Annotated in this window: 23 protein-coding genes, 1 riboswitch and 1 other annotated feature; of the genes, 19 read left to right on the top strand and 4 right to left on the bottom strand. The window is 30.7% G+C overall.

What is annotated here, in order from left to right:
* Positions 1-222: 222 nt before the first annotated feature.
* From JMO20_RS00695 to JMO20_RS00745, 11 genes are all read left to right on the top strand, one after another.
* Positions 223-1,329, top strand: a complete 1,107-nt coding sequence (locus JMO20_RS00695) for a DEAD/DEAH box helicase (RefSeq protein WP_202707227.1) — start codon at positions 223-225, stop codon at positions 1,327-1,329.
* 88 nt (positions 1,330-1,417) lie between these two features.
* Positions 1,418-1,687: a hypothetical protein gene (locus JMO20_RS00700; protein ID WP_202707228.1), complete on the top strand. Its 270-nt coding sequence runs from the start codon at positions 1,418-1,420 to the stop codon at positions 1,685-1,687.
* A 459-nt stretch (positions 1,688-2,146) separates the two neighbouring features.
* Positions 2,147-3,610, top strand: coding sequence for a BCCT family transporter (locus tag JMO20_RS00705; RefSeq protein ID WP_202707229.1), 1,464 nt, complete (start codon positions 2,147-2,149; stop codon positions 3,608-3,610).
* Between the two features lie 294 nt (positions 3,611-3,904).
* Positions 3,905-4,465, top strand: coding sequence for a DUF3841 domain-containing protein (locus JMO20_RS00710; RefSeq protein WP_202707230.1), 561 nt, complete (start codon positions 3,905-3,907; stop codon positions 4,463-4,465).
* A complete protein-coding gene (locus JMO20_RS00715; protein WP_202707231.1) occupies positions 4,441-5,028 on the top strand; it encodes a DUF3841 domain-containing protein in 588 nt (195 codons plus the stop codon). Before JMO20_RS00710 ends, JMO20_RS00715 begins: the two co-directional genes overlap by 25 nt.
* Positions 5,029-5,100: 72 nt before the next feature.
* Positions 5,101-5,307, top strand: a complete 207-nt coding sequence (locus JMO20_RS00720; RefSeq protein ID WP_202707232.1) for a hypothetical protein — start codon at positions 5,101-5,103, stop codon at positions 5,305-5,307.
* A gap of 228 nt (positions 5,308-5,535) precedes the next feature.
* Positions 5,536-5,841 (top strand): hypothetical protein, encoded by a 306-nt coding sequence (locus JMO20_RS00725; protein WP_207753396.1) that lies wholly within the window; start codon positions 5,536-5,538, stop codon positions 5,839-5,841.
* A 95-nt stretch (positions 5,842-5,936) separates the two neighbouring features.
* Complete coding sequence (secA2, locus tag JMO20_RS00730; protein WP_202707234.1) at positions 5,937-8,312, top strand: accessory Sec system translocase SecA2; 2,376 nt, start codon at positions 5,937-5,939, stop codon at positions 8,310-8,312.
* A gap of 153 nt (positions 8,313-8,465) precedes the next feature.
* Positions 8,466-8,729: a binding site (T-box leader), on the top strand.
* 58 nt (positions 8,730-8,787) lie between these two features.
* On the top strand, positions 8,788-10,308 hold the full coding sequence (lysS, locus tag JMO20_RS00735) for a lysine--tRNA ligase (RefSeq protein WP_202707235.1): 1,521 nt from the start codon (positions 8,788-8,790) through the stop codon (positions 10,306-10,308).
* Between the two features lie 141 nt (positions 10,309-10,449).
* Positions 10,450-11,442 (top strand): helix-turn-helix domain-containing protein, encoded by a 993-nt coding sequence (locus tag JMO20_RS00740; RefSeq protein ID WP_202707236.1) that lies wholly within the window; start codon positions 10,450-10,452, stop codon positions 11,440-11,442.
* 239 nt (positions 11,443-11,681) lie between these two features.
* Entirely contained in the window at positions 11,682-12,881 is a 1,200-nt protein-coding gene (locus JMO20_RS00745; protein ID WP_202707237.1) for a M20 family metallopeptidase, read from the top strand.
* 62 nt (positions 12,882-12,943) lie between these two features.
* Here JMO20_RS00745 and JMO20_RS00750 read toward each other — a convergent pair whose 3' ends face one another.
* Complete coding sequence (locus tag JMO20_RS00750) at positions 12,944-13,426, bottom strand: TspO/MBR family protein (protein WP_202707238.1); 483 nt, start codon at positions 13,424-13,426, stop codon at positions 12,944-12,946.
* Positions 13,427-13,715: 289 nt separating this feature from the next.
* Here JMO20_RS00750 and JMO20_RS00755 point away from each other — a divergent pair, with 289 nt between their 5' ends.
* Together JMO20_RS00755 and JMO20_RS00760 are read left to right on the top strand one after the other, a co-directional pair.
* A complete protein-coding gene (locus JMO20_RS00755) occupies positions 13,716-15,068 on the top strand; it encodes a [Fe-Fe] hydrogenase large subunit C-terminal domain-containing protein (protein WP_207753397.1) in 1,353 nt (450 codons plus the stop codon).
* An 89-nt stretch (positions 15,069-15,157) separates the two neighbouring features.
* Positions 15,158-15,739, top strand: a complete 582-nt coding sequence (locus JMO20_RS00760; RefSeq protein WP_202707239.1) for a ferritin family protein — start codon at positions 15,158-15,160, stop codon at positions 15,737-15,739.
* Positions 15,740-15,906: 167 nt separating this feature from the next.
* On the opposite strand, the gene JMO20_RS19880 is transcribed toward JMO20_RS00760, so the two are convergent.
* A complete protein-coding gene (locus JMO20_RS19880) occupies positions 15,907-16,140 on the bottom strand; it encodes a hypothetical protein (protein WP_243414595.1) in 234 nt (77 codons plus the stop codon).
* On the opposite strand from JMO20_RS19880, the gene JMO20_RS19885 reads away from it, so the two are divergent.
* Positions 16,118-16,363, top strand: a complete 246-nt coding sequence (locus tag JMO20_RS19885) for a hypothetical protein (protein WP_243414596.1) — start codon at positions 16,118-16,120, stop codon at positions 16,361-16,363. The two genes, JMO20_RS19880 and JMO20_RS19885, sit on opposite strands and share 23 nt — an antisense overlap.
* A gap of 142 nt (positions 16,364-16,505) precedes the next feature.
* Here JMO20_RS19885 and proC read toward each other — a convergent pair whose 3' ends face one another.
* Positions 16,506-17,300, bottom strand: a complete 795-nt coding sequence (proC, locus tag JMO20_RS00770) for a pyrroline-5-carboxylate reductase (RefSeq protein ID WP_202707240.1) — start codon at positions 17,298-17,300, stop codon at positions 16,506-16,508.
* Between the two features lie 243 nt (positions 17,301-17,543).
* On the opposite strand from proC, the gene JMO20_RS00775 reads away from it, so the two are divergent.
* The 3 genes from JMO20_RS00775 (at position 17,544) to JMO20_RS00785 (ending at position 20,165) form a co-directional block, all read left to right on the top strand.
* The gene (locus JMO20_RS00775) at positions 17,544-18,086 is read left to right on the top strand and encodes a TDE2712 family protein (protein WP_202707241.1); all 543 of its coding nucleotides are present in this window, start codon (positions 17,544-17,546) and stop codon (positions 18,084-18,086) included.
* Between the two features lie 202 nt (positions 18,087-18,288).
* Complete coding sequence (locus tag JMO20_RS00780; RefSeq protein WP_202707242.1) at positions 18,289-19,245, top strand: carbohydrate kinase family protein; 957 nt, start codon at positions 18,289-18,291, stop codon at positions 19,243-19,245.
* Positions 19,246-19,247: 2 nt separating this feature from the next.
* The gene (locus JMO20_RS00785) at positions 19,248-20,165 is read left to right on the top strand and encodes a pseudouridine-5'-phosphate glycosidase (RefSeq protein WP_202707243.1); all 918 of its coding nucleotides are present in this window, start codon (positions 19,248-19,250) and stop codon (positions 20,163-20,165) included.
* Positions 20,166-20,325: 160 nt separating this feature from the next.
* Here JMO20_RS00785 and JMO20_RS00790 read toward each other — a convergent pair whose 3' ends face one another.
* Positions 20,326-20,709: a hypothetical protein gene (locus tag JMO20_RS00790; RefSeq protein WP_202707244.1), complete on the bottom strand. Its 384-nt coding sequence runs from the start codon at positions 20,707-20,709 to the stop codon at positions 20,326-20,328.
* A 102-nt stretch (positions 20,710-20,811) separates the two neighbouring features.
* Positions 20,812-20,901, bottom strand: a riboswitch (cyclic di-GMP riboswitch).
* Positions 20,902-21,278: 377 nt separating this feature from the next.
* Here JMO20_RS00790 and JMO20_RS00795 point away from each other — a divergent pair.
* Entirely contained in the window at positions 21,279-22,862 is a 1,584-nt protein-coding gene (locus tag JMO20_RS00795) for a DEAD/DEAH box helicase (RefSeq protein WP_202707245.1), read from the top strand.
* 271 nt (positions 22,863-23,133) lie between these two features.
* Positions 23,134-24,792 carry an efflux RND transporter periplasmic adaptor subunit gene (locus JMO20_RS00800; RefSeq protein WP_202707246.1) on the top strand — a complete coding sequence of 553 codons (1,659 nt, stop codon included), beginning with the start codon at positions 23,134-23,136 and terminating at the stop codon, positions 24,790-24,792.
* Positions 24,793-24,834: the final 42 nt, after the last annotated feature.

Below are 24,834 nucleotides of genomic sequence, written 5' to 3' on the forward strand. Positions count from 1 at the left end.
GATTTTATGGTGCTTACATCTCCCACTTATAGAAGATGGGAGACTTACGCACTAGTGGTTAAATAAAAAGATTGTAGATTATTCATTGGGATGATATTATGAAATTTATGGATATTAATCTTATGTAAAATTTTAATATGCAATTTCCTAAAATATAATACTATATAAAGATAAAGCAAATACTAATAAAAAAATAAGTACCAAAGAGAGGATAAAATTACAATGAATAACTTTTTAAACTTAGGAATAAGTAAAGAGCTTGTGAGTTTACTAAATGAAAATAGAATTGAAGAGCCAACACCAATACAAGAGCAAAGTATTCCGCAAATACTAAATGGCAATGATATTATTGGGCAAGCACAAACAGGAACTGGAAAGACCTTAGCCTTCTTATTGCCAACTATAGAGAATATAGATGAGAATTCTAAAGATATTCAGATTTTAGTTATAACTCCTACTAGGGAGTTAGCTCTTCAGATAACCTCAGAGGCTGACAAACTAAAAGCTGCCAAGGAATTAAATATCTTAGCTGCTTACGGTGGAAAAGATGTAAATAAGCAAATAAAAAAATTAAAGAAAAATATACACATTGTTATAGGAACTCCAGGAAGATTGTTAGATCATATTAGACGAGATACCATAGATTTAAGTAAAGTAAGAACTTTAATTTTAGATGAAGCTGATCAAATGCTAGAAATGGGTTTTTTAAAGGATGTTGAGAAAATAATAAATAGAACTCCTAAAAATCGTCAGACATTGTTTTTTTCTGCTACAATGCCTAATGCTATACGTTCCTTAGCATCAAGGTATATGAGGAAGCCTATTGAAATTCGCATAAAAAGTGAGAATATAACTTTGGACAAAATTGAGCAGGTTATTGTAGAAACAACTGATAGAAACAAAAAAGATGAATTACTTAAAGCTATTGAGAAATATAGACCATTTTTAGCAATAATATTTTGTCGTACAAAACGTAGAGTAAGTGATATTAATGGTCTTTTAAAGAGTGAAGGGTACGATACTGAGGAAATTCAAGGAAATTTAAGCCAAAGAAAAAGAGAAAGAGTGATGAAGCTATTTAGAAAAGCTAAAATTCAGTTTTTGGTTGCTACAGATGTTGCTGCTCGAGGGTTAGACATAGACAGTGTTACTCATATATTTAATTATGACATACCTGAAGATACAAAAAGCTACATTCATCGTATAGGTCGTACAGGTCGAGCAGGAGAATCTGGAAAAGCAATAACTTTTGTAACACCAAAAGACCAAAGAGATTTAAGAAATATTGAGAAACAAATTAAAATTAAGTTTAAGAAAGAAAAAGTATAATAAAATTTAATATATTAAACCTTTATTAGCATATAATTTTAGAAATATGAAACAATAAAAAATAAATTATAATAATAGAGGTGATTAAATGAAGAATACCAGCAGAGAACGGCAATCGGAAGTAAATTATGAGGTTGAGAGACTACACGTAAAGGATTTAATTGTGGAAAAAATGAAATTTCAAAATGATGAATTTGGTTACCTGGCAAATGGAAAGTTAAGTGACTATATGAGAGAAATGGACGGAGTTGTAGGAATTAGCGAAGAAGACGAGGCTCTTACAATAGAATATGATTTGAACACTACAGATGAGTTAGAATTAAATAGAGCAGCGGAGTATTTTAAAAACTTATTTTAACCAACATAATTACATTATATTAAAACAATAAGGATAAAATATATCATAAAATGATATATTTTATCCTTATTGTTTTATGGAATTATAACTGAATTTAACATAGAAACACACTTAAATGTGGAAAATATGTATTTGAAAATTTAATATGATGAGGTTTAATTATTAATGGTAATTTTACACAAATCAAGTGATATGATATAATATTCTAGTCAATAATAATCATGATTACTTTTTATGCTTTCCACTTTTCATTATGAATGATCCTATCATATTTCATTATTAAACAATGAATAATTTCTAAATAATATTTTATTAATTAAGATTAATCAAAATTAAACTTTCTTTAAAATTCCCCCATTTAAGGTATCCACGTTCGATAAGGGACTCCCTTGTTTTTGCTACGCAAAATTTTAGTAATCAAATTTAAATAATTAAAAAAATACTAATGAGGAGGATAAGATGGAAAAAAAGAAAAATAACAAGGTATTTTATATTTCAATCGTAATTGTAGTTCTTACAGTATTGTGGGCATTATTATTTCCTACAAATTTTGGAGCAAAGGCAAATAGTGCATTAGACTTTTTAGTTGCTAAATTTGGGTGGTTTTATTTAACGACTTTAAATTTATTTATAGTTTTCTGTATTTGGTTAGCTTCTAGTAAATATGGAAAGATAAAATTAGGTCCTGATGATTCTAAGCCACAATATAGTTATATCTCTTGGTTTGCCATGTTGTTTAGTGCAGGAATGGGTATTGGACTTGTGTTTTGGGGAGTGGCAGAGCCATTAAATCATTTTGTTAACCCTATAGGAGCACAAGGTGGAACTGAAGCTGCAAAATCCTTTGCTATAACTAAATCATTTATGCACTGGGGACTACATCCTTGGGCAAATTATAGTGTATTAGCATTAGCATTGGCGTATATGCAGTTCAGAAGAAATAAGCCAAGTCTAATCAGTAGTATCTTCATTCCCTTAATTGGAGAAGATAGATCAAAGGGAACTATAGGTAAAGCTGTGGATGTATTAGCAATATTTGCTACAGTAACAGGAGTGGCAACATCATTGGGACTAGGAACATTACAAATTAATTCAGGATTGAATTATTTATTTGGAGTACCTCAAAACTCATGGGTACAGCTTGTTATAGTAGTCGTTGTTACAATATTATTTATGCTATCGGCAGCAACAGGATTAAATAAAGGTATAAAGATATTATCAAATACAAATATAATAATTGCGGGAATATTACTTGCCCTTGCTATTATTATTGGACCAACGCTCGATATATTTAATAGTTTAGGGAAAGGAATACTAACGTATACAAAAGATTTATTTGTAGAAATTAATCCCTTCGGAAAGGGAAACTGGTATAAGGATTGGACTATTTTCTATTGGGCATGGTGGATTGCTTGGGCACCATTTGTAGGTACTTTTATTGCTAGGATTTCAAAGGGAAGAACAATAAGAGAATTTGTAATCGGGGTACTATTAGTCCCTGCCACCCTATCGTTCATTTGGTTTGCTGCTTTTGGAACACTAGGAATGGATGCGGGATTAGAGGTAGCTAATAAAGCTATAACGACAACGGAAACAGCTTTATTTGTAGTTATGGAGTATCAACCGTTGGGTGCAATTATTTCATTTGTTGCAATAATACTTTTAGGTACATTCTTTGTTACTAGTGCAGACTCGGCTACTTTTGTTTTAGGCATGATGTCTTCAAATGGTAGATTACGTCCTAGCACAGCACGTAAGTTAACTTGGGGAGTTATTCAATCAGCTTTAGCTTTAGCGTTGATGGTAGCAGGTGGATTGAAAATGCTACAAACTGCATCTATAGTTGTTGCATTTCCATTCGCAATAGTTATGATATTTGCAATGATATCAATGATAAAGGCCCTAAAACAAGAAAAAATTTAATATAGAGTAGATTCTTATTAAAATTTTTACAATAATATATCACTAACTATAGGATAAATAAGTTTATAAATATGAAGGCATAGTATTACAGTAATTGTGATATTATGCCTTTATTATTGTAAAGTTTTAAAAAGTAAAATATTTCAATATTAAGCATTATATGAAAATTCTATATGATTATGATACAATAGGAATGAAGAAATGTAATCATGATTACTAAATAAAGATTTAATGTTCTTTTTGAAAATATTGTAAATTTTACCATAGTTTATAATAAAATAGGGAGGATAAGTAGTGGGGGAGAAAATAAAGGTTTGGACAAGGCAACACAAAGATATTTTAGACATTCTTGATAAAAAAGGCAGATATACTGTAAAGAAGAAATATATCGTGGATAAGATGGAAGAACACTCTAATATTTTTCTTGATGTATATGATTGGTATACAAGAAAAGCGCAAGAGATTATCCCTAAACCAAAAGATGTGAAATATCCAATATGGGTATCTCTATCTAATGATTTCATGCTTAGGCCCATTAAAGGAACAGTAGTTTTAGAAATTTGTATAGATGAGGATTTAGTAATTACAATGGATATAGATAAGTGGGGAAGGATAGTAAATTATTGGTATGTTCCTTTGAATGATGAAGATGAACAATCCCATAATAGAAAGTTAAAGAAATATGGATTAAGTGATGGATCAAGTGCATACATGAGTAATTTTTATCCTCATTTAAAGAATGAAATTATTAAAAGCTGGGATAGATTGTTTGATAATTCGTATAGTCTATCTGAAGTAAAGCAGGGGACAATTTGGGAGGTAAAGAAAGAATGGATTACAAAAATAATAGAATAATTCTATATACAGCTCAATCTTCTGAAGTAATGGATACTATCAATGAAAAGGGGATAAATCATGTAAAGAAAAAACATATAAAAAGAAAGTATGAAGATGTTGCTTCCATATTTTTGAAGTCTTATAATTGGTTTGTTGGTAGGGCTGAAGATTTGGTTCCTAAGCCCAATGAAAGTGAATATCCTATTTGGGCATTCACCGATATAAAATATACTGGGGCTAATAATGGGAGTTTTCTGATAACATTAGAAGTCCCCTTTAGTAAAGCAATATTTTTTAGAATAGATGATTGGAATAGAATATTGAACCTTAGGTATTTACCCAAAGATGATGAAGATGAAAATAGGTATTATAGAAAATTGAGAGATTATAATATTACAGATGAGACTGACATAATTATGAAGCCTTTCTACCCACAATTAAAATCAGAAGTGAAAAGAAGTTGGGATAATTTATTCAGATTTGATGAGACAATTAAGGAAAATTGCAAAGTTACAGAAGCATTTCAAGTGAGTCTATGGGAAATAAGAAAGGATTGGATAATAAATTTAAAAAAAGTTTAATAGCTGGAAAAAGCAAAAATTACCTCGTATTGAAGCATTACATATGTCAAAAAATACTAACGAGGTGATTTGATGAATGAAAAAGATAAAAATATAAAAAACAATCAAATAAATAATGATGAAAATCTAATAAGAGAGATGTCCTATGAGATGGCTGGAGATATTGGGGCTATAGATAATGAGGATATGGTAAACAATAGAAAGATTACTTCTGGTGATATGAAAAATCAAAGAAGTAAGCAAGAAAAAAAGAGCTGGAGAACTGAAGGCTGGAGTTAATAATAGAAAAAGGATAATATTTAGATTATAAAACATTAAAATTATATTTAAAAGTAATCTTAAGGGATTAAGTCATAGACTTAATCCTTTTGAAATAAGTATGATATAATATTTATAATCTAAAAGTGACTATTAATATGAAACTTCTTCATGTAACTTACATCTCTAGAAAAACTAATATAAATTTAAATTTTTTAGAAGGGAAATCAAAGTATGCTGGAATTAACTATGGTAACTTTATCATTAGTATTTGGAATTAGTCTTATTTATATTGGGGTTGTCGGGTTAAAAGTTAAAAGTGTTGATAATGCTTTGACACCTTTCTCATCATTATTTTATTTGATTTCAATAAATGAGAAAATACTATTTAATTACTTAATAATAAGGGTTTTAATTAACTACTTAACCAATAGAGATGTCTTATCAAGCTTTTCAAATCATTTCTTACTTACCCTAGATATCATTTTCTTCTTGAGTAACCTATTAATTATCTTAATCAATAGAATGAAAATAGCAAAACCTTCTCATTCATAATACTTTCAAAAATTGAAAATGAATTAAAATACTCTTGTGAATAACAAGGGCTATTGTTGTTTCTAAAAAGACAATGTGAATATAGGAGGCTTAATATGCTTAAACAATTATCTAATCTTTATAAAAAAGTAGAAAAGTTATATAGTCCAATTGAATACGATTTAAACTCATATTATGAGATATTAGGTGAAATAAACAAAATGAACTTTAGAGCACTAGATGATTCAGAAATTAAGGATATTTCTAAGAAACTTATTAGTATAGTTAAACAAGGGGAATCTATTGAGAATATATTAATTAAAGCTTTTGCTATAGTTAGAGAGGCTTCTTTCCGAGTAATTGGGGAATTTCCCTTTGATGTACAAGTAATAGCAGCAATTGCAATGAATCAAGGAAAAGTTGTTGAAATGAAAACTGGAGAAGGAAAAACATTAGCTGCTGTTATGACTGCATACTTGAATGCATTAGAAGGAAAAGGAGTTCATATTCTTACATTTAATGATTATCTATCAAAAAGAGATGCATTGTGGATGGGACCAATCTTTGAATTTTTAGGATTAACTGTAGGCTATGTAGAAGAATCCATGGATGTAAAAGAGAGACAAAAGGCTTACTCTTGTGATATAACATATGTTACTGCCAAAGAAGCTGGTTTTGACTACCTCAGAGATTTTTTATGTACCCAAAGAACAAATCTTGTCCATAGAAAATTTAATTTTGCCATAATAGATGAGGCTGATTCTATTTTAATAGATGAAGCTAGAATCCCTCTAGTTATTGCAGGTGAAGTAGAACAAGATAGTCAGAAGTTATTATATTTAGCAGAAGTAGTAAGAAAGCTTGAAGAAACAAAACATTATGAAGTAGATGAGAATCTAATGAATTTGTCATTAACAGATGAAGGATTAGAATATGTGGAAGAAGTGATTGATTGCGAGAATCTTTATGATAACGAAAACTTATGGTTACTTGCAAGAGTAAATAGTGCATTACATGCAGAAGTATTACTTGAGAAAGATAAGGATTATATAGTTAGAGACAATAAGGTTGAAATTGTTGATGAATTTACAGGGAGAATAGCTAAGAATAGGCATTGGCCTGATAACCTACAAAGGGCAGTTGAAGCAAAGGAAGGAATTGCGTCTAAAAAGAGTGGTAAAATTTTGGGTTCCATACCACTACAATATTTTCTCAATTTATATCCCAAGGTTTCTGGGATGACGGGTACTGCAGTATCTGATGCTAAGGAGTTTAAAGAATTTTACTCATTGGATGTTGTATCCATTCCAACTAACAAGCCATGTCAACGAATAGACCATATGGATTCACTATTCATTAACAAAGGGGATAAAAGTAAAGCACTAATTGCAGAAATAAATAAAATTCATAAAACAGGACAACCAATTCTCATTGGTACTGGAAGTGTAGAAGAATCGGAGAATTTATTTAAAGAACTTCTAAAAATTGAAATAGAATGTGAAGTTCTAAATGCTAGAAATGATGAAATGGAAGCCGAAATAATAGCGAAGGCTGGAGAATTTGGAGCTGTAACAGTTTCTACTAACATGGCTGGGCGAGGTGTAGATATAAAACTAGGTGGAGACAAAGAACAGAACTATAATGAAGTTGTGAAATTAGGTGGCTTATATGTTATAGGAACAAATAGACATGAAAGCTTAAGGATAGATAATCAATTGAGAGGTAGAGCCGGAAGACAGGGTGATCCTGGAGAAAGTAGATTTTTTGTTAGTTTAGAAGACGAGTTATTTAAGAGATATGATATTACTAAACTAGTTCCAAATAGTAAAATTAGTAATTGTAAAAATGGAAAAATAGAAGATAGATTAGTTAATAAAGAAGTGGATAGAATCCAGAGAATTGTCCAAGGGTATAATTCTGATACTAGGAAGCAACTGTGGAAATATTCATATATTATCGAGCAACAGCGAAGAATTATTCATAATATGAGGGGCAATATATTATTAAACGACTCAAGTATAGGCATGTTAAGTAAGTTAGCCTCAGATAGATATTCTTCTGATGTTAAAAAGTATGGAGTGCAATTAGTAAATAAGGTTGAAAGGCAACTAGCTTTATATTTTATTAATAAACATTGGTCGGATTATCTAGAGTATATGGAGTATATTAGAGAAAGTATTCATTTAGTGATTGTTGGAAGAAAAAATCCCCTAGATGAATTTCATAGAATTGCTATTGAAGCCTTTGATGATATGAGGAATAGGATAGAAGAGGATGTAATAAGTACCTTTGATACAATAAAGATTACTGACAATGGAGTAGATATGGAAAGTGAAGGGCTAAATGCACCTTCTTCTACATGGACATATTTGATAGACGATAATCCTAATCAATTTAGTCACTTAGGGTTTATTGTTAAGGCAATGGAGCCTATTGCGAAAGGAACACTTTTTACATTGAACTCAATCTATAGGAAAGTATTTAGAAAGTGAGTTAATTTTTGAGTTTATAGGATACAATCTTGCATAAAATCTTAATATTAAAATTTCTTTTTTAAAAGAAAATATTAAAAGATAGTTGACAATTTTATTTACCATTGATAGAATAGCACAAAATAATAATTTAAAAGTATAAACTGATTTTAATTAAAAACTGTGAAGAGAAGAGTAGATAAATACTAGGTTATTACAGAGAACTCCGTTGCTGAGAAGGAGTATAAGTAAGTTTATTGAAAAAAGCCTCTGAGTTGTACAATGGATTCTTATATTAGATAAGTTGATATTGTAACGGGAGCTCCCGTTATAGAGCTAGAGTATAAGCTTATACAGCCGTACTTGAAGAGGCTAATATGGTGACATATTAGTAAAACTAGGGTGGTACCGCGAAGTCAAATGGCTCTCGTCCCTAAGACTAACAGTCTTGGGGGTGAGAGTTTTTTTTATTATAAAAAAATAAGGTGGTGCAAATATGTATAGTAACTTTGAAAATCTAGAAAATTTAAAAGAAATAATGAATGATGGTAATGAGCAAGTAATTGATAGGATAAAAAATTTGAATGGATTGATAGAAAAAGGTGTGAATCCATATCCTTATAGTTTTCAAGAAGCTAACCATACTAGGGAAATCGTAGATAATTTTGAAAATATATCTGAGGATGAAAGCTATATAGTAGCTGGGAGAATAATGCTTCTAAGAAGAATGGGTAAAGTTATATTTCTAAATCTTAAAGATCAAGAAGGGGAAATACAGGTTTACCTTAGTAAAAAAATACTAGGGGCTGATGAATTTGAACTCCTTAAGTTAGTAGATATTGGAGATATAATCGGTGTAGAAGGTACAGTTTTTAAAACTAAAACTGGAGAAATAACCATAAGGGCAAATAAATTTTCAGTATTATCTAAATCCATAAGACCTTTACCTGAAAAATATCATGGAATTAAAGACGCTGACTTAAGGCAAAGACATCGTTCTATGGATATGATTATGAATGATGAAGTTAAAGAAAGATTTATAAAAAGGTCAAGATCTATGGCTGCAATAAGAAAATTTATGGAAGGTAAGGACTTCGTAGAGGTTGAAACACCTATATTAGATACTAAATATGGTGGAGGAGAAGCTAAACCATTTGAAACCTATGTTAATTCATTAAGCACAGAAGTCTTTATGAATGTATCCCCAGAATTATATCTTAAAAGACTTATGGTTGGAGGAATAGAAAGGGTTTATACTATAGCTAGGTCATTTAGAAATGAAGGAATAGATAAAACCCATTATCCTGAATTCACATTATTTGAATGCTATATGGCATATAGTGACTATAATGATATGATGGAACTCATGGAAAATCTATATGAGTCAGTATTCTTAGAGGTTAATGGCTGTACTAAAATTTGCTATGAAGGCAGGGAGATAGATTTCAAAGCTCCTTGGAGAAGAGCAAAAATGTGTGATTTAGTAAAAGAAGAAACAGGATTAAATGTTGAAGATATGTCAAGAGAAGAAATTATAGAAAATATAAAAGAAAAAAATCTATTAGGTCAAGAGCAATTGGAGGGTATGAATTTTCAAGAGCTTGATAAAGGAAATATTATAATGGAAATCTTTGATGAATTTTGTGCTGATAAGTTAGTACAGCCTACATTTGTAACAGATTTTCCTATGGAAACTTCTCCATTATGTAAGCTTCATAGAGAGGATAGTAGATTAATTGAAAGATTCGAACCTTATGCTAATGGAGTCGAGTTAGGAAATGCTTATTCAGAACTAAATGATCCAATTAGACAAAGGGAGTTATTACATGAACAAGCTCAAAAATTAAGGGCAGGTTTAGAAACTGCAAGTCCAATGGATGAAGAATTTGCAAAAGCTATAGATACAGGGATGCCACCAGCTGGGGGTTTAGGAATCGGTATTGATAGAATGATAATGTTCATAACTAATGCGTCGTCAATAAAGGATGTAATAGCTTTTCCATTAGTTAAGAGATAAATTCAAGTGGTAGTAGAATCCTTTTTCTAGTTAATATATTTTTGATAGTAATTCAACTGATAGTTGATTGTATATATATCCTGCAAATGATATTCTAAAATTGATAGAGGCCACTATCTAATAAGTTTTAGGAGGGTTAATATGCTAGATGCAAGAAAAATAGGAGCATATATTTCAAGTTTAAGAAAAGAAAAGGATTGGACCCAAGTTGAATTAGCAGACAAACTAAATGTTAGTCATCAAGCAGTTTCAAAATGGGAAAGAGGTGAGTCTCTACCTGATATTGGAATAATTCCAAAGCTTGCTGAATTATTCAATAAAACAGTAGATGAGTTAATTAATCATGGAGATAGTTATGCTTCAAAAGGTCATGGAAGAGTTATAAATTCTATATATAAAAATAAATCAGAGAAAGTTATTGAAATGTTGAAGGATGGAGAAATAGAGACTGAGGCGATCGTAGATACAGCACCCATTATAAAGCCTAAATTACTAGGAAAACTTGTTAATGAAATAGATGTTATGAAAATAGAGCATATTGTGAATCTAGCCCCATTTTTAGATAAGGATACTTTAGAAAAATTGATTAATTATGCTACTAAAGATACCATAGATATTGAATATCTAACTTTACTAGCTCCATTTCTCAGCGATACCTTTTTGGATAGCTTAGTTGATAAAATAGAAGATAAGGAATTAAATGCTGAAGTATTAGTTACTATTGTACCCTTTTTAAGGAGAGAGAAAATAAATGAGTTAGTTGACAAAAATATAGAAGAGTTAAATTCTAGAGAATATATAGTAGCTTTAGCACCTTTTATTGGAAAAGAATATATAGATAAAATACTTAAGAAAATAAGCAGTGGTGAAATAGATAAATCATTATTAATGGAAATTGCACCGTTTGCTAGCCAAGAAGCTCTGTTAGAACTAGTAAGAGAACTAGATGAGAAAATTATTGATTCAGAATTATTGATGTTTATAGCACCTTTTCTCTCAAAAAAAAGTATTGAAGACATGATATGCAAAATGAACTTTGATGATTTAGAAGGAGAAGTTTTATCGGCATTAGCGCCTTTTATTGGTAAAGAAACATTAGCTAAGGTTATTAATAGTGTATTAGATAATAAGTAAGAACCAGATTTTTGATTTAAGAGTAGATATTTCTAATAACTCCATTAAGATAATAAGATAACAAAAAATAGGGTTGTGTATAGGCCCTATTTTTTGTTATATACATTTACAAATATAAAAATTCAAAATCAATTAGATATAATTAAAGGGAAATTATTACAAATGTTGAATTATTAATATATTGAAACATATTATATATTATTAGTTCGTCTATATTTTTTAGGGAGGTGTGTATAATTATGAATGATTTACTGGAAAAGATTTCAAAAAATATTAGTGAAGAAGAGATAATAGACTTAATCAAATCTCTTGTGAAAATACCTAGTCATCCAGGCATTAAGAATCAAGAAACTAAAGTTGCAGAATACATACATAATGTTTTTCAAAAAGAAGGAATTCACTCTGAGGTAGTACCAGTAGTAGATGGTAGGTCAAATATTATTGCAAAGCTAGAGGGGGAGGGAAAAGGTAAGACCTTATTACTTACAGGACATATAGATACAGTTCCGCCCTACGGTATGTCAAAACCTTTTGAAGTACAAGTTAAGGATGATAAGCTCTTAGGTAGAGGGGTTGTAGATATGAAAGGGCCTTTAGCATGTATGATAATGGCAATGATTGGGCTAAAGAGAGCAGGAATAGGATTAAAGGGTGATGTAATCTTTGCAGGAGTAATAGATGAAGAAGAAAAAAGCGAGGGAACAATCGAATTAATTGAATCTGGGATTAAAGCTGATGCAGCAATAGTTGGTGAGCCTTCTGAATTAGAAATTTGTATTGCTCATAGGGGATTAGAATGGTTTGAATTTGTTTTTCAGGGTAGAGCAGTGCATGGAGGTAAGCAAGAAGAAGGAATTAATGCTATTTTAAAAGCATCAAACTTCATTCAAAAAGTAGAGAATGATTTAATTCCTAAAATTAATAAAAGAAATCATAGGGTTACCAAATCATCAAGTATGAATTACGGCTTAATCAAAGGAGGAACACAACCTAGCACTGTTGCTGGAGACTGTATATTAAAGGTTGATAGACGCTGGGTACCAGGAGAGAAGTACAAAGATATAATTAATGAGTACGAGGAAGTTATAAAAGAGCTAGAAAAAGAAGATAAAGATTTTAAATGCAAATTACGGGTAATGGATGTTAGTGTTATGAGGGAAGGCTATGTACATGAAGCAATGGAAATAGATAGTGAACATCCTATAATTGACATAGTTAGTGAAACAACAAAGGAAATCATTGGAATAGAGCCAAAGAAAACTTCTTTTACAGCATGGACAGACGGAGGATTGATTAGTGGATATGGAAAAATCCCAACTATTGTATTTGCTCCTGGAGATTTAGAGAGTGCTCATTCTTCTGATGAATATCTTGCAATAGAGCAAATATATCCAGCAACGCTTATATATGCAATGACAGCAATAAAGTTTTGTAAATAAAAGACCTATAGGATGACACCTTAGAATGTCATCTTATAGGTCTTTTATATGTAAGTATAAGATTATTTATTTAACATCCAAATAGAGTAGTTTAAGACTGTTGCAAAAGATGCCCAAAGAATATAAGGAATCATTAGATAACCAGCTTTTTTATCTATTTTATAAAATTTTATTGTTGTTATTATGATAGAAAATAATAAAAGTAATATTTCTATAAGAGCTAAAAATCTCATGTTAAATCTAAAAAATATAATCGACCATAGAAAATTTAAAGATAATTGAATAAAGTAGAATGTAAATGCGCTATCCTTTTTTGATGTATCTGCATAAGAAATCCAAATCCTATAGGCAGCTATGCCCATTAAGATATATAAAATTGTCCACACAGGGGCGAAAAGCCAGCTAGGTGGCGCAAAAGATGGTTGAATTAGATTTCTATATGTATCTACAGTATTAATACTTAATAATGAGCTTAAAAAACCAACACCTAATGGAATTGCAATACTAATAATTAATTTTATAATACTATTTCTTTTTTCTAACATATATTCATCTCCTTTCTATTTAATATATATTCTATATATTCTACTTTTTTTACTAGTTAAACAATTTTTTTCATAAGATATCCCTATTAATCAATAAAGTATTTTTTTTACCTTTTAATAGATTAAAGAATAAATGGGCATAATTAACTATATTACCACATTATTAAAAAAATGAAAGAGAAAATAGTAATATTTTTATTATAATTTCCTTGCAACCAAAAACTATTAGTAAAATTAGAAAGGATGATTTACTATAAAAAGTAAATTCAATGATTTTCAAAAAAAAAGAATGCAGATATTTGGCGAATTAGTCAAAAGATATTGGAGAGGTAAGCTTAAGACACCAGAAGACTTAGAAGAATTGACTAAAGATATTAAAAAAAAGTATGGATTTAATAATGAGGACATACCTTTTATAAGGGATCATATCAGAGTAGCCATGGGACAAGATCCGAAGGGAGATATAGACTTTGAAGATGAATTAAGTATAGTAAAAAATTCAAAAGAGATTCAGCAACCAATTGTTGCTAAAATAGATGGTCCCTGTGAATACTGTGAAGAGAAAGAATGTAGTTGTAAAGAAGTATGCAAATATGAAGCACATATATACAAAAGAAAACAGGGACCCATTATAGTCAATAATAAATGCCTTAGCTGTGGAGAATGTGTTACTACATGCGACTTTGGTGCCTTGGCAGATAAAATAGAATTTATGCCAGTAATTGATTTACTAAAGGATGAGTCCACTGATGTATATGTAACTGTGGCACCTGCAATAGTTGGGCAATTTGGGGATAATGTTTCCATGGGACAATTAAGAACTGCATTTAAATTATTGGGCTTTAAGGACATGGTTGAAGTAGCTCTATTTGCTGATATATTAACTATGAAAGAAGCATTTGAGTTCAATCATTTAGTAAAAAGTGAGGAGGACTTTTTCTTAACTAGTTGTTGTTGTCCAGTGTGGTTCAATTTGACTAAGAAAAATTATCCAAATATTTTTGAGAAAATGTCACCATCAATATCACCTATGATCGCATCAGGAAGAATTTTAAAAAAGCTATACAAAAATATTAAAGTTGTTTTTATAGCACCTTGTGTTGCTAAAAAAGCAGAGATAAAAGAACCAGGTCTAAAAGGTGATATAGATTATGTATTGAATTTTAGGGAACTTAAAGAAATATTCAATGCTTTAGAAATTGATTTAGAGGATTTACCAGGAGATGATAAAGATCAAGCATCATTTGGTGGTAGGGTGTATGCTAGAACTGGAGGAGTAAGCTTTTCTGTAAAGACAGTGGTAAACAGATTAGAGCCAAGAAGAGTTATAAAACTAAAAGCAAAAAAAGTTGATGGAGTACAGGATTGTAGAAAGATACTGGATACCTTATCAGCTGGAGAAGTGATTGAATCAAACTTTATAGAAGGAATGGGATGCAAGGGTGGGTGTGTTGGTGGACCGAGAACTAATATTGAAGTAGAAAAGGCTACAAAAAAAGTAAATGATTTCGGAGAGGATTCACTTATAATGACACCATTTGATAATTTAAATGCAATGAAAATTCTTAAACAACTAGGTATAGGCTCTATTGAAGAGATAATGGAAAGTAAAGAAATAATAGAACTATTGACTAGAGAATAGGTTGCATGAGGTACAATAAATTGATATCATGATTAAAGTATTATTGTTCTGAAAAGTGTAAATATAACGGTTATAAGGGGGAGTCAATAATGAATAAAACAAGGTGTCTTATATGTGGAATGATAATAGGATCTAATAGCTTATATATTAATCAACACTCTTTTATGGAGAAAAACTCTGAAAACAAAATTCTTAGTTGTCCGTTTTGTGGTGTAGGTATAAGCTATTTAGATGATAAAAAAGATGTTTATAATGAAAAAATTGATAATCTTAATGAAGAAACAAAGAAAGTATTAGAAAAAGCAATGAAACTTGAAGTGTTTAATGGAGATTTTTACCGGGAGGCTAGCTTGCTGGCAGAAAATGATGAAATCAAACAAACTTTTAAGGACCTAAGCAATATAGAATTTATGCATGCAAGAATACACAAGAGATTAGGAAGCTTTAATAATCTTCCAACTCTAAGAAAGATTGATTACAAAAGGCATGATTCAGATAAATTGCTTTTAATTGAGGCTAATAAGAGGGAACAGCATGCAATAGCTTTTTATAATATGAATAGTAAAATTGTAAATAGTAATATTATCAAGCAAGTATTTACTGCTTTATCCTCAGTTGAAAAAGGTCATGTAATAATAACAGAAGAGAGAAATAAAGAACTTGGATACTAATTATAACTATATGTTAATTATATGGTAGGAGATTAGAGTTAAGGAACAGAATCAGAAACATCATTTGAAAAATTGGATGAATTTTGCGTTGTATTAGGTTCAATCAACCTAAGATTGCTTTTGAAGAAATTAAAGAAGAAGGATAGGAAAATGCCTATCCTTTTTCTTTAATAGCATATAAAAGATTGTATATTATTTAAGTCTGTACCAAAGTATACCCACCAGAAGCCTATCCATCTGTATCCAGATATTGAACGTCTACCTATATATACAGGATAGAACCAGAAACTATTCCCATTATTCAACCAAATATAAGTGTATTTTCTTCTACATCCTCTTATAGAACCTGGATCAACCCTATAAGGAGCAAGTTCTGGAGTGAAGGATGGAGGAGGCGCCATTGGAGGACCATCTCCAGGTCCAAAAGGCGGAGTACCTGGTCCACCAGGAGGTCCAAAGGGTGGTGTTCCGGGTCCGCTTGGGGGACCAAAGGGCGGAGTTCCAGGCCCACTAGGTGGTCCGAATGGAGGAACTCCAGGTCTACCTGGAAAAAAATCAAACGGAGGTCTACCAGGACTTGAAGGTGGCTGGGCAGAAGTAGAGTACATATATGGACTAAAATAACCAAATTGCATTCAAATCACTCCTTTTTATTTTTGCATTACATTATATTCCTAAGAAAAGTTTATGTGATAAGTATGTACTAGAAAAATAAAAGAGACTAGTCTAAAGAGACCAGTCTCATGAAAAGCGACAATAAAGTTATCTAAATTATCTGTTGTGTTTTATTGTAACAAGCAATCATGGCTTCTATTAAAGCATTTCTAAAGTTCCTTTTCTCTAGAACTGACACTGCCTCAATTGTTGTTCCTGCTGGAGAACAAACTGCATCTTTTAGCTCACCTGGATGCTGTCTAGTTTCTAAAACCATCTTAGCAGAACCAAGAATTGATTGAGAAGCAAGCTTATATGCCAGATTTCTTGGTAGACCTGTCTTTACTCCTGCATCTGCCATAGCCTCTATCATTAGATAAACGTAGGCAGGAGAACTTCCTGATATAGGTACAACAGCGTCCATATATTTTTCAGGTATTATTTCTACTTTGCCTAAGGCCGAAAAAATACCCTCTATTTCCATTTTTTCTTCATTAGTAAATGTATCATCGGAAAAGGATATACAGTTCATTCCTTCACCCACTAAAGATGGAGTGTTTGGCATAGCTCTGACTACCTTAATATTATCCCCTAAATGCTTTTTCATGGTTTCAATTGTAAAACCAGGAGTAATACTTATAACTATTTGATTATTAAGGAGTTCCTTGATTTCTTCCATAATTTCAGTATAAACTTGAGGCTTAATAGCTAAAATGATATATTTTGCATTTTTGACTAGTTTTGCATTACTTTCGAGAAATTCAATACCATACTTATCTATAACATTTTCTTTGATTTCCGGGGAAATATCTGTAAAAATCACATTTTCCTTCGATGTATTTTTGACTAATCCTGCAATCATTGCTGAACCCATATTACCTGCACCTATAAACCCTATTTTTGACATTTAATCCCTCTTTCTATAGTGAATTTAATATTATCAAAATCATATTGCATTTATATATTATATAAGAATAATGAAATGAATAAAAATGTTTTAATATTCAGAAATTATCTATAGGAGACGCTTGTTCCTTATCTAATAACTGTTTTGTAATTTCTCTACAAAACAGTTATTGTAATGAAGTGGATTTTATCTTAAGAATATTATATAATTGGAGTGGTTTAAGTCATACAAAGGAGTGATTAAATGATTAGCAGAATAAGAACAAAACTTGATGTTATTGAAGCCATGTTATTCTTTTGGCAATCAACAAGCGAAGGAGAAAAGGTGGGAGAAGCTTATATTAATAATATAGCTGATTTTCCAGAGATGAATTTTTTATATGATGAAGAATTTCATAGTGAATCTGTAAGAAAAGTGTTAAGTGCAATATCAAATAGAGAAATTTTTAAAAGTGATAATAAAAAAGAAAGAAAGTTTTGGAACAATAATATGTGGATGACAGAGGATCTTGAGTATACAAATATGATGATTACACCTCTTAAAACTTTAAATCTAGATTCAGTAAAAGAGCGTATAGCTAATAAGGCTAATGATTCAAAATTTGAAGAACTAGAGGTAATATTCATTCCAGGACTTAACGATGAATACACAGTGAAAGACAATAAACTAATTATAAACTTCTTTAGAGTTAAGCCTGATTTGTATGAAGATGACAAAGTTACTATAGGAGATACTCTTTTAATAGATTATATTGAAGAAAAGTTATTAGAAGTTATAGGTAAATAGAAAAATATAAAGATGCTCATTCAATGGGCATCTTTGTGTTTGAAGAACTTACATATCCATAAATCAGATATATTATTAAGAATTCATTCTTTAAAATAATAATATTACACTTTCTTATTCGTCTAAATTAATTTTTAAAATGGGAATATAATAATAGTATGATTGAGTTGTTAAACAAATAGGGTATATAATATTATTAGTAATGAGTATAGGGTTGGTGAAAACAATGATAAATTCAGGAAATAAGTATATAACTGTAATTGGTGGAGCAAATGTTGACATTACAGGATTTCCTAATGACAGATTTGTGTTAAAGGATTCAAATCCAGGAAAGGTTAAGGTTTCTTTAGGTGGAGTAGGTAGAAATATAAGTGAAAATTTAGTGAAATTAGGAATGAATACTAAGTTAATATCTGTAGTTGGTGATGATTTATATGGCAAAAAAATTTTAGATGAATGTAATGCTATTGGTATAGATATGAGCGATTCTTTAATTTTAAAGGATACTTCATCATCAGTATATCTATCAATCTTAGATGAACAAAGGGATATGAATGTTGCAATTTCTCATATGGATATATTAGACAAGATAAATATTGATTATATTAAAAGTAAATCCTATATAATAAACAATTCAAAATTGGTAGTTGTTGATACAAACTTATCAAAGGAAGTAATAGAATATTTATTGACATCATTTGAGGATATTAATTTTTTTCTGGATCCAGTGTCTACTGAAAAGGCTAAAAAGGTTAAGGATTTAATAGGGAACTGCCACACAATAAAACCCAATAGGTTGGAGGCTGAGATATTGGCTAATATGAAGATAAATGATATTGACGATTTAAAGAAAGCCTCAGAAATTTTCTTAGAAAAAGGTGTAAGAAAGGTTTTCATTAGCCTTGGAAAGGATGGGGTTTTTTACAATGATGGAAAAGATGAAGGACTTCTATCCTTAGATAATATTGATGTAGTCAATGCAACAGGTGCAGGGGATGCTTTTATGGCATCAATAGTTTATAGCTTTATAAAAGGTAGTGGTATTCAGGAAAGTGCAAAATATGGTATGGCGGCTGCCACCCTTGCATTGTCCCACGAGGAAACTATAAATCCAAATATGTCAGAAAAAAATCTAATTAAAAAAATGGAGGAGATATAATCATGTTAAATCAATACTTAGACATTCATCCGGAGGTTCAAAAGGCATTAGAAAGTGGAAAACCAGTTGTAGCTCTGGAATCTACTATAATATCCCATGGAATGCCTTATCCAAATAATATAGAGACAGCAAAGAAGGTTGAAGAAATAGTAAGAGAAAATGGAGCTATACCAGCAACTATAGGAATTATAAAAGGAAAGTTGAAGGTAGGTCTTACAGAAGAAGAGTTGAATTTTATGGGAAAAAGCAAAGACATATTAAAGGCTAGTAGAAGAGACTTACCTTTTATAGTAGCTAAAGGTTTAAATGGTGCAACTACAGTTGCTTCAACTATGATAATTTCTGCTTTAGCAAATATTAAAGTTTTTGTGACTGGTGGAATAGGAGGAGTTCATAGAGGGGCTCAAGATACATTTGATATTTCAGCTGACCTTCAAGAATTAGCTCACACAAATGTAGCAGTAGTTTGTGCAGGTGCAAAATCAATTTTGGATATAGGATTGACTTTAGAGTATTTAGAAACCCATGGTGTACCAGTGATAAGCTATGGCTCTGAAGAATTCCCTGCATTCTATACAAGAAAAAGTGGTTTCAAAGCAGATTATAGAATTGATAGCGAGATAGAGTTAGCAAAGGCTATTAATGCAAAATGGGATTTAGGATTAAATGGTGGAGTGGTCATTGGTAATCCTATTCCTGAAGAATATCAGATGGATTATGATATAATCAATAATTCTATAGAGGAAGCTTTAGAAGAATCAAAAAAACTAGGAATAAGCGGAAAAGAAACTACTCCATTCTTATTATCTAAGATAAAAGAGATAACTAAAGGGAAAAGTTTAGAATCTAATATAAAGCTTGTTTACAACAATGCTGTTTTAGGTGCAAAACTGGCTGTAGAATTGACAAAGATTAAATAGTAAATATGAGTATTGATGAAATATATCTAAAATAGATTAATTAAATTCAAAGGTATCGAACATAAAAACCTCCTTTATCTAAATTGATGAAGGAGGTTTTTATAAGGATGTTTGATATTTAGGAATATGTTACTAAAGAAAAGGCATCTATCTAAGTGTACTAGAGACCTTGAGTTTTCAACCATTTATATGCTTTTATTAAATTAGTAAAAGCAGTAGGAACTGAAGGGTTATTTAAATTATTTATTTGACTCTTTACTAGATTATTATTTATGATAATTATTCCGGGCAACATTCCATTTTCTTCTGCCCATTTATTATGATCATTCATGAGAGTGGAAACATTTGATGCTTTAAAATTTCTTATATCGGATATTTTCTTCCAAGGAGAAGTGCCTATTACAGGAAGTACTTTGTTTTTGTAGTCGCTATGAAATCTTGTATAAGCGTCTTTAGTGAATAATCCTTCAAATGTCTCTATGACTATTCGCTTACATTCATTGATTTCAATTGTATAAATTTCTTCAGAATCCTTTATTATCATGTAAATTCCTCCATTTATTGATAGTAAAAAAGCACCTGAGCTAAAAAGCTACAGGTGCCTAATAAATTACACATTTTAAGAAATCACAAAAAACGTATGGTCATTGGCAACCTGGCAATCATAGGAAATACTCATTCCCTTAGACCCATAGCTTTGCGTCCTCATTTTTCAATAAGTTTGCCTTTATCAAATATTGTATATAAAGTTATCTGCGTAAATAGATTAACATATCGTTAAAAAATATTCAACCTTTTTATTCATATTTCACCAATATTTCACAAAAAATTCATATTATATCCTAAAGTAGAAAAAAGTTTTGAAAAATTATATTGTCACTTTAGAAACTTATTACTAAAAAGTAGTAATTGAAATGGCTTATTTATTAAAAGTAGCTTGTTAATTTGTACCAAGTAATATATAATATTCGGGTACACATAATCATTTTAGTAAAAGCCGTCAATGAAAGAGTGTTCATTTTCAGCTTTTATTTTTTTTTGATAAGGCGACAATAAAAGTAGACATAAAAGTTTATAATATAATTATTAGAATAATGAAGGAGAGATTTATTAATGAATGCTGTAAAATTTAGCGATTTAAATATCTCGAAAGAGTTAGAAAAAGCAATCGCAGATATGGGGTTTGAAGAGACAACACCAATACAAACAAAGGCTATACCCCATATACTAGAAGGAAAAGATGTAATAGGGCAAGCACAAACAGGTACAGGAAAAACAGCTGCATTTGGAATTCCAGTTTTAGAAAGTATAAATCCGCAAGATAAGGGAGTTCAAGTATTAATTCTATGCCCAACAAGAGAATTAGCCATTCAAGTTTCAGAGGAGATAGCAAACTTATCTAAATATAAAAGAGGAGTAAAGGCTTTACCTGTATATGGTGGTCAACCTATTCAAAGACAGATAAAAGCACTAAAAAAAGGTGTTCAAATAGTAATAGGTACACCTGGTCGTGTAATGGATCATATGAGGAGAAGAACGTTAAAGCTTGGTGGTCTAAAGATGATCGTATTAGATGAGGCAGATGAAATGCTTAATATGGGCTTTAGAGAAGATATTGAATCAATATTGAAAGATACACCGTCTGAAAGACAAACAGTTTTATTTTCTGCTACAATGCCTAAGGCAATTATGGAGATAGCTAAAGAATATCAAAGTAATGCTAAGATTTTAAAAGTTGTTCATAAAAAGCTTACTGTGCCTAGTATTGAACAATACTATTTCGAAATGAAACAAGGCAATAAAGCTGAAATATTGACTAGGTTAATTGATATGAATAATCCAAAGTTGACTTTGGTGTTCTGTAATACAAAGAAAAAAGTAGATCAACTAACGAGTCAGTTACAAGGTAGAGGGTATTTTGCAGATGCTCTTCATGGAGATATGAAACAAAGGCAAAGAGATAGAGTTATGGCTAGCTTTAGAAATGGTAATGTTGATGTATTAGTAGCTACAGATGTGGCAGCTAGAGGTATAGATGTAGATGATGTAGATTTAGTTATTAACTATGACGTTCCTCAAGATGAGGAGTACTATGTACATAGAATAGGTAGGACAGGAAGGGCTGGAAGGACTGGTAAAGCCTTTACTTTCGTTGTAGGTAAAGAAATCTATAAATTAAAGGATATACAAAAATATACTAAAACTAAGATAGTTAGAGAAAAAGCACCTTCTGTTCATGAGGTAGAAGAAGCAAAAACAGGTATGTTAATTAATGAAATAAAAGATATTATTAAGGATGTAAATCTTACAAAAGAGATTCATTTCATTGAAAAACTATTAGAACAAGATTTTACATCAATAGACGTTGCAGCTGCTTTACTAAAGATGGTAAAAGGTAAGAATGAACAACAAGAAAATGAAGTCGAGTCAGACTTTGGTAATACTGGTGCTGAGCCAGGAATGGTTAGACTATTTATTAATATTGGTAAGAAACATAATATTAGACCTGGGGATATACTAGGTGCTATAGCTGGTGAAACAGGATTGCCTGGAGAGCTTGTTGGATCTATTGATATCTTCAAGAAATATACTTTTGTTGAAGTGCCAAAGGAGCATGCTGGTAAGGTATTAAGAATAATGAAGGATAATAATATAAAGGGTAAATCTATAAATATAGAGCCTGCTAATAAGAAGTAAACTAAACAACTTTAGATAACATAAAAGGAATGATATATCTTATATAAGATGTATCATTTTTTTATTAAATAATTATGACAATTATTAGTTTTTATAGCTTTGAAACAATGGAACGATTATACTTAAATAAAACTTTAAAGTGAAGGATTTAGATTGTCTTTAGAATCAATTTGTTATAAAATTAAGACGTTAAGGAAATTTCATATTAAATAGTTAAAATATAATCATAATGTTTCAAAGGGTAAAATATATAGAAAGAAGGGAGAAATGTATGAAGAAATTTATAGCTTCTAAAAAATCAAAGATAATAATTGCTGTGGTATTGATACTGGTGGCAGGACTGGTAGCACGTTCAGTTTATAAGGGGAAAGCTGATAATACCATGGGACAAAACATTCAAGAGCAGGTCACTTCTAGTGTCCAAAGAGGAAATATACGAGTAAAAATAACGGGTATAGGAACCGCTGAACCTGCTTCAATGTATGAAATTAATCCTTTGGTTAAGGGTAATATCTTAGAGTCACCTTATAAAGCTGGGGCAAAGGTAAAAAAAGGTGATTTGTTATACAGAATTGATGATAGTGATTTACTTAATGAGATTGAAAAAACAAAAAATAGTATAGAGCAGTTAAAGCTAAATAATGAAGATACCTTTGAATCACTTGAAAATTTAGTTATTAAAGCACCAATATCAGGAAGAATTGAAAATTTAGAGATTAATGAAGACGAAGATATTAGTGGAGGTAAGCAAATAGCCGACATAATTAATTATAAAAGGATAAAGGCTACTATACCTTTTAACGAAGAACAAATAAAGCAAATAAAGGTTGGACAAAATGCTCAAATTCTAATATCTCAATATATGACTTACTTAGATGGATCAATATCATATGTTAGTAATATTGGTAGAACTACTGAAAAGGGTATTTCAATTTATGATGTAGAAGTTATTTTTGATAATCCAGGTGCTATTAAAGAAGGTATGAAAGTTAGTGGAATTATTAAAGGGGAAAATGGAGATATAGAGTCACCTTATGAAGGAGAGACACAATACATAGAAAAAGAATCAATAATAGCTGAAACAGGAGGAACAGTAGAAAAAATTTACGTTAAAAACAATGATTGGGTTGAAAAGGGAGATAAACTTCTAGAATTGGAAAATAGAAATGTAGAGAATTCAATGAATAATTATAACATTGACTATAAGGATCTTCATCTTACTTTAGACTCTCAGAAAAAAGAACTGGAAAATTATAATATTATTTCTCCGATAGATGGAATCATTGTAGAAAAGAACTTTAAAGAGGGAGATACTGTTAATACATCTAGCTCCAGTAAAGCTTTAATGACTGTAGCAGATATGAGTAAAATGGTATTTACAATTGAAGTAGATGAGTTGGATATTGACAAAGTAGAAATAGGTCAGCAAGTTGATGTAAGGCCTGATGCTTTTGCGGAAAATAGTTTTGTAGGAGAAGTTACTAATATTGCAGTAATAGGAAGTTCTCAAAATGGAGTTACAACTTACCCAGTGGAAATTACAATAAATGAACCTGGCAATCTTAGGCCAGGAATGAACGTTACTGCTGAAATATTAGTTGCAGAGAAAAACGATATTTTAATTATACCAATGGCAGCAGTTAGTAAAATGGGAGGAAAGCATATTGTTTATCTTGCCGATTCAAAAGAAGCAGAAAAGAATAGTGGGGACAAACAGGAAGTAGAAAATGAAGGAATGAATGCTGGAATTCCACAACCTGAAGGAACGCCTGTTGAAGTTGAGCTAGGGATAAATGATGCTAATTTTGTTGAAGTTATTAGTGGTCTTAGTGAAGGAGATATGATATATGTACCAAATACAACTATGAATATGGGAGGAGGCAACCAATTTCCTCGAAGAAGAGGTAGTGTTATGATAGGAGGTTGGTAAGTCTGAGCGAATTAAGACGATTAGTAATGGACAAGTAGAACT

Source organism: Sporosalibacterium faouarense (assembly GCF_016765695.1).
GTDB lineage: Bacteria > Bacillota > Clostridia > Tissierellales > VENL01 > Sporosalibacterium > Sporosalibacterium faouarense.